At 69.2% G+C, this 12,167-nt stretch carries 10 protein-coding genes and 2 pseudogenes; 5 read left to right on the top strand and 7 right to left on the bottom strand.

Translation table 11 applies throughout. The features are described from left to right. A pseudogene (locus E3T55_RS15355) lies at positions 1-419 on the bottom strand (hypothetical protein); the annotation flags it as partial. A gap of 214 nt (positions 420-633) precedes the next feature. Next, positions 634-1,947 (bottom strand): carboxypeptidase-like regulatory domain-containing protein, encoded by a 1,314-nt coding sequence (locus E3T55_RS15350; RefSeq protein WP_134520437.1) that lies wholly within the window; start codon positions 1,945-1,947, stop codon positions 634-636. Positions 1,948-2,269: 322 nt separating this feature from the next. On the opposite strand from E3T55_RS15350, the gene E3T55_RS21040 reads away from it, so the two are divergent. Together E3T55_RS21040 and E3T55_RS15340 are read left to right on the top strand one after the other, a co-directional pair. Next, the gene (locus E3T55_RS21040) at positions 2,270-4,081 is read left to right on the top strand and encodes a HAMP domain-containing sensor histidine kinase (protein ID WP_134520436.1); all 1,812 of its coding nucleotides are present in this window, start codon (positions 2,270-2,272) and stop codon (positions 4,079-4,081) included. Next, the gene (locus E3T55_RS15340; RefSeq protein WP_134520435.1) at positions 4,078-4,734 is read left to right on the top strand and encodes a response regulator transcription factor; all 657 of its coding nucleotides are present in this window, start codon (positions 4,078-4,080) and stop codon (positions 4,732-4,734) included. Before E3T55_RS21040 ends, E3T55_RS15340 begins: the two co-directional genes overlap by 4 nt. 425 nt (positions 4,735-5,159) lie before the next feature. Here the strand turns inward: E3T55_RS15340 and E3T55_RS15335 are convergent, their stop codons facing one another. The 3 genes from E3T55_RS15335 to E3T55_RS15325 form a co-directional block, all read right to left on the bottom strand. Next, complete coding sequence (locus tag E3T55_RS15335) at positions 5,160-5,648, bottom strand: ATP synthase subunit B family protein (RefSeq protein WP_134520434.1); 489 nt, start codon at positions 5,646-5,648, stop codon at positions 5,160-5,162. A 194-nt stretch (positions 5,649-5,842) separates the two neighbouring features. Then, positions 5,843-6,955 carry an LCP family protein gene (locus tag E3T55_RS15330; protein ID WP_134520433.1) on the bottom strand — a complete coding sequence of 371 codons (1,113 nt, stop codon included), beginning with the start codon at positions 6,953-6,955 and terminating at the stop codon, positions 5,843-5,845. Between the two features lie 207 nt (positions 6,956-7,162). After that, complete coding sequence (locus tag E3T55_RS15325) at positions 7,163-7,942, bottom strand: HAD-IIB family hydrolase (RefSeq protein WP_134520432.1); 780 nt, start codon at positions 7,940-7,942, stop codon at positions 7,163-7,165. 250 nt (positions 7,943-8,192) lie between these two features. Here E3T55_RS15325 and E3T55_RS15320 point away from each other — a divergent pair, with 250 nt between their 5' ends. The 3 genes and pseudogenes from E3T55_RS15320 to E3T55_RS15310 all read left to right on the top strand — a co-directional run bounded on the left by E3T55_RS15320 (position 8,193) and on the right by E3T55_RS15310 (position 10,445). After that, a complete protein-coding gene (locus E3T55_RS15320; protein WP_134520431.1) occupies positions 8,193-8,384 on the top strand; it encodes a hypothetical protein in 192 nt (63 codons plus the stop codon). A gap of 42 nt (positions 8,385-8,426) precedes the next feature. Then, positions 8,427-9,393: pseudogene (locus E3T55_RS15315) on the top strand (UTP--glucose-1-phosphate uridylyltransferase). 230 nt (positions 9,394-9,623) lie between these two features. Beyond that, the gene (locus E3T55_RS15310) at positions 9,624-10,445 is read left to right on the top strand and encodes an SGNH/GDSL hydrolase family protein (protein ID WP_134520430.1); all 822 of its coding nucleotides are present in this window, start codon (positions 9,624-9,626) and stop codon (positions 10,443-10,445) included. Between the two features lie 134 nt (positions 10,446-10,579). Here the strand turns inward: E3T55_RS15310 and E3T55_RS15305 are convergent, their stop codons facing one another. Together E3T55_RS15305 and E3T55_RS20325 are read right to left on the bottom strand one after the other, a co-directional pair. Continuing rightward, positions 10,580-11,317 carry a hypothetical protein gene (locus E3T55_RS15305; protein WP_134520429.1) on the bottom strand — a complete coding sequence of 246 codons (738 nt, stop codon included), beginning with the start codon at positions 11,315-11,317 and terminating at the stop codon, positions 10,580-10,582. Then, a partial coding sequence (locus E3T55_RS20325) for a hypothetical protein (protein WP_166791805.1) occupies positions 11,308-12,167 on the bottom strand: 860 nt, incomplete at its 5' end. The genes E3T55_RS15305 and E3T55_RS20325, both read right to left, overlap by 10 nt.

Below are 12,167 nucleotides of genomic sequence, written 5' to 3'. Positions count from 1 at the left end.
GGCCCGAGCAGCCGTGCGCCGGCCCAGACCGCGCCGAAGTACACCGGCAGCGTGATCAGGCCCTCGTACCGCGGCCACCGCCCCCACAGCTGCGCGCCCGGCGCCGCCGAGAGCAGCACCGCGACGAGCACGAGCACGCCCGCGCCGAGGCTGGCGAGCACGAAGGCTCGCGGCAGGCGTCCGCGCGCCACAGCGACCGATGCGACGGCCACCGCCGCCGCCGCGACCAGATCCTTGGGCAGAAACCAGCGCACAAACGCGTCGGGCAGCAGCACGATCGAGGCCAGCACGAGCAGCCAGATCGCGACCGTCGCCGCCCGCAGCCGGGTCTTCGAGGCGGCGGCGCCGGCGAGGCCGGAGCGGGAAGCCGTGCCGGGCACAGTGCGTGAACGCGGGCTCGCCCCGGCCGCATTCCCCATGCTGCCGACGCTGCCCGCAGTCGATCCGGCGATGAGTGTTGCCGGCGCGCCCAACGTGTCGAGCGCTGCCGCCCCGTCTGATGCTCCCGGCGCTGTCGGCGCTTTCGGGGCAACCCGCGCGCCACGACCTGGCCGCGGCTGCCGCTTCGATTTCACCACGAAACGGCCCCCGACACGCGTGTCGTGAGCCGTTGCGTGGTGCCGCGGAGGTGAGTTATTTGCTGCTGCCGTTCGCGATTCGGCGGATGCGTGCGGCGAACAGCACCGCGACGCCACCGAGCATCATGATCGCGAGGGCGAACCAGAGCGGACTGGCCGAGGCACCAGTCTTCGCGAGTTCACGCGTCACGGTCAGATCAACCGAGGTGTACTGCGTTCCGGACTCGTCAAACATGACGATGTGGTGCGTGCCGCCCGGCGTTCCGGCCGGGATCGTGAAGCTTCCGGCGATGTTTCCGCCGGCGTCAGCCGTCAGCGTTCCAAGCAGCACCGGAGTGGAGTAGAGCCAGATGTTGACGACCTCAAAGGGTTGAAATCCGCTCATCGCAATCGGGATCGTTCCCCCGGCAACGAATGTCGTAGCTGCGGGTCCGCTTGCCGTGTCGGGCGAGATCGTCACCTCAGTCTGAGCGGCAGCGGGCGATTCGCCGCCGGTCTGGGTCAGAGCCGACTCACCATCGGTCGAAGTCGGGTTCGTGGGGGTCGGGTGCGGGTTCGTCTCGACGGGCGTGCTCGTAAGCATGGCGTCAACGTTGGTGGCGTTCAGCGCCGACGGCTCGACGATGACCGGCGTGGCAGTATCGGCCGTGGGCTGGTTGTCCCAGAATTCCTTTTCGTACCTAAATCCCGTTGACGTGTCGTAGAGACTGAACGAGACGACATAGGATTCCAACCGCAGATCGTCAATCGTGTAGGCACCCGACTCGTCGGTCATCGCCCACCTCGTGATGGTGGTCGCGGACTGTGCCACAACCTGCGCGTTCGCCAGCGGGATTGCCGTGCCGTTGTCCTGACTCGTGACCGTGCCGGAAATACTGCCGGTGAGACGCTCGAAGGTCAGGCCTGTTCCCGTCGGCGAACCAGCAGCGACGACGAAGGGAGTCTCGGAAGCGGATGCACTTCGCGCTGCCCACGGGCTGTCAGCGGTCTCATTCAGGCCGGCAAGTGCGTACGTGCCGGGGATGAGATTGTCAAAGTTGTACTGGCTGCCGACGGTGAGCGACCGCGCGACCTCGGAAAAACCCAGCTCAGGGTTCTGCCGGGACAAGACCACGGTGACCACGCCGAGCGTTTCACTCTGTGCCTGATCCTGCACGGCCAGCACCGAGCCGAAAACCGAGCCAACGTGTGATTCCGCGGCCACGGCGGCCGGCGCAGCCGCCGTGACGGTACCGAAGGCGAGAGCCGCGACGAGGCCGACTGCGAGTGCAAGTCCGCGCGTGCGCAGACTCTGAAAGATGTTGCCCATGGTGACCTTTGATTGCTGTGAAACGCCGGCCACTCCCTGCATGACCGCGCGCGGAGGCATGCCCCCGCGTCACAGCCTATGTGGCGACACAGTGCTTATATGCCCGCCAGCACGTGCCGCACTCCCCCAGAACAGGGGTGCGCGCAGAAGTCGGGGTCTTGACTAACCACACCCGCGCTGCGCACCACGTTGTACACACTCCCCCGCCGCCACGGGGCCATCTCTGACAGTTCGTGCGCGAGATGTCACAGAACGCCCCTTCACCCCTTCACCCCCTCTTCCCCACTGCCACGACTGAGAAATGCCGCCAACGCCGTCAGCGACGACCATTGATTGCACGACTTAACCCCTCAAACAGGGGTCAACACCCGATACTGGAACCATGTCTCCCGCTGTCCCCGTACCGTCGCGCCGCCGCATCCTCTCGGTGCGGTCCCGCATCGTGGTGTGGATGCTGCTCGTCTCGGCCTTCGGACTGGCCGCCTCGGGCATCGCCTCGTACCTCGTGCAGCGTGACAGCGTGCTCACGGCCATCGATACCAAGCTCCTGCGGGCCGTCGATGACGTGCAGGACATCGCGAGGGGCGCGACCTCCGGCGACACTCCCGCTTCGGTCCCCAACACCGCCCTCGACCCCGACACCGCGATTCCCCTCACGAGCGTCGAGCAGGTACTGCACACCGCCATGCGACAGCTCGTCCCCTCGGCCAATGAGAGCATGCTCGGTTTTGTCGACGGCACTCCGACCCCCACCTGGTCGGCGCTCCCGCCCTTTCGCATCGACGACAGTCCCGACCTCGTGACCCGCCTGCTCGCCGAGGCCAACGCGAACGGAATCGTGCTCGGCACCGCGCGCACCCTCACTGATCCGACCACGACGACGGATGCTCCGCGCGGCCCCGACACCGCCTTTCCGGCCACCGTGCGTTACATCATCATCCCCGTTCAGGTGCGGGGAGACGAGCGGGCCGGCCTGTTCGCGGTCGCCTTCGACGTCGACGCCGAGCTGGCCGCCGTCACGCACTCCCTCGACACCTATGCTCGGGTGGCGCTCGGAGCGCTCGTTCTCGTGGGCCTGGTTGCGTGGCTCGTGGCCGGGCGGCTGCTGCGCCCGATCCGCCTGCTGCGCGACGCCGCCGTCGGCAGCAACAGCGCCGCCGACCTCGTCGAACGCATCCCGGTCACCGGGCACGATGACGTCTCCAACCTGGCCGAGGCCATCAACGGCATGTTCGACCGGCTGCACGGGTCGTCGCTGAGCCAGCAGCGGCTGCTCGACGACATCGGCCACGAGCTGAAGACGCCGATCACCATCATCCGCGGGCAGCTGGAGGTGCTCGACGCGAGCCGACAGAGTGAGGTCGAAGCGACTCGCGCCCTCGCCATCGACGAGCTCGACCGTATGAGCAGCCTGCTGGCGGGAATCTCCCTGCTCGCCCAGTCGCGCGCCCCGCACTTCGTCGAATTGGCGACCCTCGACCTTGCCGATTTCACGGCCGCCGTCGGCGCCAAGGCGAGCGCGCTGGATCCCACCCGACTCTGGACCGTCAGCTGCAGCAGCGCCACCACACCCCGCAGCACAGCGGATGCCCCGTCCTTCCAGAACTCCCCCGTCACCGTATCGATCGACGCCGACCGCATCACTCAGGCGTGGCTGCAACTCGCGGCGAATGCCGTGCGGCACTCCACTCCCGGAGGGGCCATCGCCCTCACGAGCCTCGTCAGCACGACCCGCCCGAGCGGCTTCACGCATGCCGTTCCGCACGAGCCTGGCCCGGCCGGCAGCCTCGGTTCGGTGCGGCCTGCCGAGCCCTCCACTGCCACTGCGGGCCTCGGCCCGAGCGAGCCAGGACCCGACCCGGCCGCGCGCCCCTGGCCGCCAGAGCGCTGGCTGAGCCTGTCGGTGCGCGACGCCGGCCCGGGCATCCGCCTGCAGGCCCAGCCGCGCATCTTCGACCGTTTCGGCCGGGTCGAAAACGCCCGCGGCGCCGAGGGAGCCGGGCTCGGCCTGTCGATCGTCGCGGCGATCGCCCACGCGCACGGAGGAACCGTGCAGCTCGACAGCGCGGCCGGGTCAGCATCGACGTTCACCATCGTCGTGCCGGCGGGCCGGCCCGTCGACCCGCCAAGGGTGACGAACCCCACGCCCGACTTCGCCAGCACCAGCACCAGCACACAAGGGAGCACCCCGTGACCCGAATTCTGATCGCCGAAGATGAAGAGCGCATCTCCTCGTTTGTCGAGAAGGGGCTGCGCGCGGCCGGCTACTCCGTCGCCGTGGCGAGCGACGGTGACGCCGCCCTCGCCCAGGCACAGACCGGCGACTTCGATCTGCTCATTCTCGACGTGGGCCTGCCGTTGCGCGACGGCTTCGATATCCTGCAGACCCTGCGGGTGCAGGCCAACCCGATCGCCGTGATCGTGCTGAGCGCCCGTGACAGCGCCGCCGACACCTTGCGCGGGCTCGAGGGCGGCGCGAACGATTACATGCCCAAGCCGTTTCGGCTCGATGAGCTGCTGGCCCGCGTACGACTGCGGCTGACGGATGCCCACACCGAGCCCCCGTCAATCCTGAGTTCACGCGGCCTCGAACTCGATCTCAAGACCCGGCGCATCATCGTTGACGGTGTCGCCCAGGATCTCTCGGCCCGCGAGTTCGAGCTCGCCCAGGAATTTCTGGGGCATCCCGAGCAGGTGCTGAGCCGCGAACAGCTGCTCAGCCGGGTCTGGGGCCTCAACTTCGACACCAAAACCAACGTCGTCGAGGTCTACGTGCGTTACCTGCGCACCAAGATCGGTCCCGAACGCATCGAGACCGTGCGCGGCATGGGCTACCGCCTGCGCTGATCTCGCCAATCGGCGCCGGTTTCGCATCCGCTGCCCGGCCGCCTCGCGGCACTCGTTCGGGCTGCCGGCACTCCGTGCAACGAGTGCCCGCTCGCGCAACGAGTGCCGCGACGCCTCACACCCCCAGCGCATCTCCGCAGGTGCCCCGGCCACGGATGCCGCACCCGGGCCGACGGGTCGGCCCGACACATCCGCTGCCCGGCCGCCTCGCGGCACTCGTCCCGGCGGCCTCGCGGCACTCGTTCGGGCTGCCGGCACTCCGTGCAACGAGTGCCCGCTCGCGCAACGAGTGCCGCGACGCCAGACGCCGCGTCAGGTGCCGCGCCCAGCGCCGCGCCAGGCACCGCAATCGGGGAGTCCGCCGACCTGGAGCCGACGGAGACTCCCCGATCGACTGCGCGACCCCGGGTCAGTCGCTCGAACCGTTAAGCGCGGTCGCTGCGGTCGCTGCCGCGGTCGTGACGCTCGTTCGAGCGGTCGTGACGGTCATTCGTGCGCGGGTGACGGTGATTCGTGCGCGGTGTGTCGTGTCCCTCGCCCGACGTGGGCGGGGCACCGGGCACGTAGTCGTCGTCATCATCGATCGCATCGCGAGCCGCGTCGACCAGCGCGCGGGCCGCGTCTCGGGCAGCGTCACGCACCGCGCGAGCCTCAACCCGGGCCGCGTCACGCACCTCACGGCTCTGACCCCGAGCCGCGTCACGAATCTCGCGGCTGGTCTCTCGGGCCGCGGCGCGCAACTCGCGGCCTTCCTGGCGGGCCTGCTCGAGCAGCGCGCGACCCTCGGAGTCCGAGTGGCCGGACGATGCGGAAATCTGGGACGACAGAGACGTCTCACTCGCCGGGGACGGGACGGCGTAGGCGCCGCCGGTCGCGCCCAGGCCGACCGCGAGCACGGTGGCAACCCCGGTCATGAGCACTCGTGTGGACTTTTTCATCATCGTATTGCCTCTCTGTGCCCCTGATTGGGGCCTGAAATACCCCCTGTTGGGGGTCATACCGCGAGCCTGTCAAACGCGGATGAGGTGGAGTTGTGGCGACTATGAGAGTGCTCTTATCTGCCCCAGCCCTGAATCTGCCCCAGCCCTGAATCTGCCCCCGCCCTGATTCAGCCCCGCGCCTGCAGCGCCGGCAGGTCGGGCGCCAGTGTGTCGGTCTGCAGCCCCTGCTTCACCGCTTCGAGGCGGGCATAGTCGATGTTCACGATCGACTGCCCGTTGGCAGAGGTTCCCGTTCCGCTCGTTGGCATGGTGAAGAACGTCACATCGTCGTAGCGCACGTCCCGCAGTTCGACGGCGAGCCCGGCCAGATACGACGATCCCAGACCGTCGTCGGAGGCGAGATAGGGGGCGAGCGCGTCGATCAGCCCGGTGAGCTTGCCGGGCGTCACGATCGTGTCGGTCGTCAGCACCGCCTTCATCAGGCCTTTGATCAGGATCTGCTGGTTGCGCACCCGCTGAAAGTCCCCGTCGGCGAAGGCGTACCGTTCCCGGGCGAACGCCAGTGCCTGCGTCCCGTCGAGCGTCTGCTCCCCCTGCGCAAAGGTGTAGCCGGGAATCTTTGACGAGAGAAAGCCGATCGGGTTGTCGATGAAGACGCCGCCGAGGGCATCCGTCACCCCGGCGAAGCCGCCGAAGTCGACCACGGCGACGTGGTCGACGTGGATACCAAGCAGCCCCTGCACGGTCTCGACCGCGAGCGGCACGCCGCCGAACGACATTGCGGCGTTGATCTTGGCCTCGCCGTGCCCCGGAATCGGCAGCCAGCTGTCCCGCATGATCGACATCACGAAGACATTCTGACGATCGGCCGGGATGTGCACGAGCATCATCGTGTCCGAGCGCTGCCCGCGCAGGTCGGCGACGGAGGTTCCGTTGGTGCCGCGGGTATCCGATCCGAGCAGCAGGATGTTCTGCACGGAGGCCGCCACCGGCGCCGGGGTCGCGGCCGGAGATCCGGGCGAGGCGGTCTCGGGGGCGATGGCGGGGGCATCCGTCGGGAACGGAGCGACGAGCCGTTCGACCTGGCTGTCGAAGTCCCTTCCGAGGTTGTACAGGCTCACGCCCGCGAACGCCGTCGCGACGACGACGAGCGCGGTCGCCGAGGCGCCCACGATGCGCCAGGCTCGGCGAGCGCGCGAACGGCGGCGGCGGGTGGGCACTGTCGGGTTCGGGTCGCTTGGGGACTGCGGGTCGTCGATGGGCGCGGAAGATTTCGGCATCGGTCGCCTCCTGGGGCACCGCACGGGCGCGGTGCGGCCAAAGTAGACCCGGTCGGGGGCCACCGAAACGGGGGCAAACTGATCTAGCCCCGAACTGGGGGCCACCGCTCACCCCTGGCGCCACGCTGCGAGCCGACATTTCCGGCGCGACGGATGCCGCGAGCCGAGGCTCGCAGGCCGGCCGCCGCTGGCGGCGGCCGCGCCGAACTACACCGTCGGCAGCGCCGCGGCGAGCTCCGGAATCAGCGTCTCGAGGTACGCGGCGGTGTCTTCCCAGCCCTCGACGGCCACGCAGCGCACGCCGAGCACCTTCACCGGGTAGTCATTGCCGGTCTCGTCGAGGCGGTCGCCGATGAAGATCATGTCGTCGAGCGGGATGCCGGTCAGCTCGGCGAGGCGCGTCATGCCGTAGGCCTTGTCGATGCCCTGACGGGTGATGTCGACCGAGGTCGACCCGCCCGAGCGCACCTCGAGGTCGGGCAGCAGGGCGGCGACCGCCGCGCGCAGGGTGTTCTTCTTGGCACCGGTCGGATCCCAGGCCACCTTCACCGCGACGGGAGCGTGCTGTCCGAGAGCCGAAAAGGTGATCTGCGAGCCGCGATCTTCGAGAATCGGACCCCAGGTTTCGCCCTCCCAGAGGCCGAGGTCCCTGGCTGCGGCCTCCACGGCGATGAGCGCCCTGGAACCCTCGTCAAAGGACAGGTTCTCGGCGTAGATCTGGTTCCAGGTGTTGTTCTGGTGGCGGTAGTACTGGGTGCCGCAGGTCGGCATGAGGTGCAGGCGGGCGAGGGCCTCGGGGCTGACGTCGGTGAGGTTGTCGATGACCTGCATCTGGAACTGGGCGAACTGGCCGCCGGAAATCACGCAGACCTCGGCGACCTCGAGCAGCCGCACGAGCAGGGCGGCCATCTCGGCGTTGAGCGGAGACTTCGAGGGGGCCAGGGTGTCGTCGAGGTCGAAGGCCACCAGGCGGGGCAGAACGGTCATGGTGTGAATCCTTCGCGGTGCTCGTGGGGCCGTATGCAGTACCCGCACATCATACCGACCCTCCCTGACGCCTCCAGTTGTCGGGTGGAACCCGAGATTCGCTCAGAAAACCGCGCAAGCCCCTCGCGGTGCGGGGCGTCGGCGCGCTATCGTGCCGGCACGCCCGGGGATCGCCGTCATATTCCGCGCGTGGTCGTGGCCGCCGGTCGCGTGCCGGATTGCTGGTACTGCTCATCGAAGAGGATGCCTTATGTCCCACCCCATCCAGACCTGGTTCGCCCGCCACGTCAGCCATCCGCTGACTGATATGTATGCCCGCCTCGACGAGCACCAGCAGAACGACCTGAGCACCGATCGTCCCTCCCGCCCGACCCCGGTCGACGTTTCCTGGATGCCGATGCCGCCCTCCCACGCCCGAAATGACCACTCCCGGGGGCGGTAGGCGATGCCTGCCCCGTCAGCACCACGCGCTACTGTGAGCGCTATGACTCTCTCTCGCATCACCAAAGCCGTCATCCCCGCCGCGGGCCTCGGCACCCGGTTTCTGCCCGCCACCAAGGCGATGCCGAAGGAGATGCTGCCCGTTGTCGACAAGCCGGCGATTCAGTACGTCGTCGAGGAGGCCGTCGCCTCCGGACTGAGCGACGTGCTGATGATCACCGGCCGCAACAAGAACGCCCTCGAGAACCACTTCGACCGCATGACCGAGCTCGAGGCGATCCTCGAGAAGAAGGGCGACACGAGTCGCCTGGCCAAGGTCATCCACTCCACCGAACTCGCTGACATGCACTATGTGCGCCAGGGCGACCCCCGGGGCCTCGGCCACGCGGTGTTGCGCGCCAGGATGCACGTGGGCCACGAACCCTTCGCGGTGCTGCTCGGTGACGACATCATCGATGCCCGCGACCCGCTGCTGAGCCGCATGCTCACCGAGCAGGTCGCCCGCAACGCGACCATCGTCGCCCTCATGGAGGTCGACCCCTCCATGATCCACATGTATGGCGCCGCGGCGATCGAGAAGACCGACGACNACCGACGACCCCGACGTGGTGCGCATCACGGGTCTGGTCGAAAAGCCGGCGCAAGCGGATGCCCCCTCCAACCTCGCCATCATCGGCCGCTACGTGCTGCGCCCCGAGGTCTTCGACGTGTTGGAGCACACCGCCCCCGGCAAGGGCAACGAGATCCAGCTCACCGACGCCCTGCAAGAAATGGCCGTCGACGTGGAGGGCACCGGCGGTGTCTTCGGCGTGATCTTCCGCGGTCGCCGCTACGACACCGGCGACCGCCTCGACTACATCAAGGCCATCGTGCAGCTCGCCGTCGAACGCGACGACCTCGGCCCCGAACTGCGCCCGTGGCTGCGGGAGTTTGTTTCGACGCTCAATCTGCAGCTCGACACTCAGATCGACAGCGAGCTCGAGGACACGCTCGACCCGCAGCTCACCTGACGACCCCTTCCCGCGACGGCGGCCTGCCCTCGGCAGGTGCGCCGTTTGCGCGTCCCGGGCACGTCCCGGGCAGGTCCCGGGCCCGTTCCGGCGCCGCGATCGGGCAATTCGTTAGAAATGGGGGCACCCCCACCGGGGGGGACAGATCCCCTCGGCGCACACCCCCCGACTGCTAGATTCACAGCCATGGCCCCCGCAACGCACGCTCACCACGTCATCGGAATCACCCGATGACGTCCAGTCGCTGGCGCTCTCGCCAGAAGCTGACCTTCGCGCAGTGGTTCGACGCGAACGTGAAATTTGTCTTTCTCGGCCTCACCGCGGTTGCCGTGCTGACCGTCGCGTTCTACGCCATGAATTCGGCCACTCCGACCCCGGCCGCCAACCCCGTCGGCGATGCCGCCTCCTCTGACTCCGCCGCCGGCGACACCGCTGCCCCCGTGCAGGTCGCCGTGATCGGGGATTTTTACACCGAGTGCAGCACGACGGATGACTGCACCGACGCCAACACGCCCGGCACCCTGGCCGCGGAGCTCGGCTGGAACCTGCACTTCTTCACCGCGCCCGGCAGCGGTTACGTGAATGCCGAGGGCGGAGCGAGCACGTTCGGCGACCGGGTCGACGCCGTCATCGCCTCGCAACCCGGGGTCGTCATCGTGCAGGGCGGACGCAACGACCGGTACTTTCTCGACGAGCTGCCGGCCGCAGCGACGGATGCCCTCACCCGCCTGAAGGCCGGCCTGCCGAGCGCAGACATCATCGTCATCGGACCGTCAGCGGAGCCGTCGACCCGGGGCGTGAGCACGGCGGACATCGCCGCCGGCAGCGCCACGGCGTCGGCGATGCTGCCCCTGCTGGCGGAATCCGCACGCATCCTCTCGCAGGCGACCGAGGCATCCGGTGCCGAGTTGTTCATCGATCCGATCGCCGAGGGCTGGTTTGACGACGTCGATGCGGCCAGCATCTCTCCGGACAGCGTCTACGCCACTCCCGAGGGGCATGCCTACATCATCGAGCGGCTGCTGCCGCACCTCGCGGCGCTCGAGCGGTAGATCGCACGGCACTCCCCGCCGCGTGCGGGTGGGTGGACCGTCGGCGAGCACCCCCTCACCGACGGTCCTCCCACTCTCGCGCGGCTTGACGCCGGCCGGCGCCGGGACATCCGCCCCACAGGCCCGCACCAGGCTCAGGCGCGACGGCGCCGAGCGCGTCGCACGATGACCGCACCGGCCCCGACGAGGGCCGCGCCCAGCGCGAGCGGCAGCAGCGTCACGCCGGCCGTCGAGAGCAGCGCGGGCAGGCCCCCGGGGGTCGGAACGCCGCCGTCGCCGGTCGACACGAGCGGCGGTGACGACGGACGCGGGGTCTCGCCGCTCGTCGGCCCGGGGGAAGTCACGCTGTCATCGCCGGCGACGACGTGAAAGACCAGGTCGTCGTTCAGCAGTGCAAAGTCGTTGGTCGCCGCGTACGGAAACTCGATCTGCGCCAGGTAATGGGCCGTCGATCGCGGCGGCAGCACCGGCAGCGTGTAGCCGCCCTGCATCACGGCGAGTGCTCCGGTCATGATCTCGGTGCGGGTTCCGCCGCACACGGGGTCGACCGCTCCGGTCCAGACGGCGTCGCAGAGGGCGAGCGTGATCTGCAGGCCGAGGTCGGCATCCGTCATGAGGGCGCCCTGATGCATCGACTCCAGCGTCAGGGTCAGCGCCGCGGCAAAGCTCGCCGAGCTGCTCACCGTCACGAACCAGGACATGTCATCGCCGGGCGCGAGGTTCTCGAAGCTGCTCGGCAGCGGCATGGAGTTCACGTTTAGAAAGTCGCCCGGGTCGGCGGCGACGGATGCCCCGGCCGGCCCGAGCGCGCCGCCCACGGCCACGAGCAGCACGGCCGCAGCACGAGTCGAACGCACGAGGTTCAGGCGCACGTCACACCACCGGCGGAATCGAGGGTCAGCTGCAGCGCCGTCGAGGCAAGCCAGTCGGAGAACGGCACCGCCGACACCGTCAGCGGGTAGGCGACACCGGCAGCGAGGTAACGGTCGTCGAGCACGACCGTGGTCGTGCTCGACGTCACGCTCTGCCCGGCGGACGGCGATGTTGGCGGCGTCGCCGACGGCGCGTCCTCGAGGGTCACGAGATAGCCCCCGGCCGGCGCACCGGCCGCGGGAGCCGTGAAGCTCACGGTGAGCGCGGAACCGACGAACGCGCAGCTGGCCGCGGTCGGCTGCAGGGCGACCGGAACCGAGACGGCGCGGTCGGCCGTGACGGCCGTCGTGAAGACGGCGAGGGTCGACGTGGCCTGCCCCACCACGAGCGCACCGGCGCCGAGGCCGGCCCCGACAAGCGGAACCGCGCACAGCAAGGACACGGCCCGGAGTGCCGATATGCGCACGAACCGGTGGCGATGCACCGGATTCAGCGCGCGCCACGGTCGCTGGCGGTCCGCAGCATGCGGCTGACCCGATTCGGGATCGCCGACAATCAGCTCGTCGAAAATCGTGACGCCAGCCTGGGAGGGCCAAATGCTGACGGCGGCCCGGTAGTCCCCGGCCGCGGGCAGGCGCACCGAGCGCAGCATCTCGAGGGCCCCGAGGTTCGCCGCCACGACCGCGCGGCGGCGCGCCAACCGCTTCGTCCGCGGCGCCCGCAGCGCCTGCCGCTGCGTCACGCTCAGGTCCCGGCGAGGCGCCCAGCGCACCGACATCGCGTGCCGGGTCGCCTGCATCGCCCCGAGCAGCCAACGCGCAGCGCGCGGCGGCACGAGTTCCTGCGCGT

The organism is Cryobacterium frigoriphilum, from assembly GCF_004403305.1.
GTDB lineage: Bacteria > Actinomycetota > Actinomycetes > Actinomycetales > Microbacteriaceae > Cryobacterium > Cryobacterium frigoriphilum.
The sequence above is the reverse complement of the archived record's forward strand: the minus strand, read 5'-3'. Positions and strand labels throughout refer to the sequence as shown.

Coding starts and splice junctions, on each gene's coding strand:
- E3T55_RS15350 (WP_134520437.1), bottom strand. CDS start 1,947: ATGCCTCCGCGCGCGGTCATGCAGGGAGTGGCCGGCGTTTCACAGCAA.
- E3T55_RS21040 (WP_134520436.1), top strand. CDS start 2,270: ATGTCTCCCGCTGTCCCCGTACCGTCGCGCCGCCGCATCCTCTCGGTG.
- E3T55_RS15335 (WP_134520434.1), bottom strand. CDS start 5,648: ATGACCGGGGTTGCCACCGTGCTCGCGGTCGGCCTGGGCGCGACCGGC.
- E3T55_RS15330 (WP_134520433.1), bottom strand. CDS start 6,955: ATGCCGAAATCTTCCGCGCCCATCGACGACCCGCAGTCCCCAAGCGAC.
- E3T55_RS15325 (WP_134520432.1), bottom strand. CDS start 7,942: ATGACCGTTCTGCCCCGCCTGGTGGCCTTCGACCTCGACGACACCCTG.
- E3T55_RS15320 (WP_134520431.1), top strand. CDS start 8,193: ATGTCCCACCCCATCCAGACCTGGTTCGCCCGCCACGTCAGCCATCCG.
- E3T55_RS15310 (WP_134520430.1), top strand. CDS start 9,624: ATGACGTCCAGTCGCTGGCGCTCTCGCCAGAAGCTGACCTTCGCGCAG.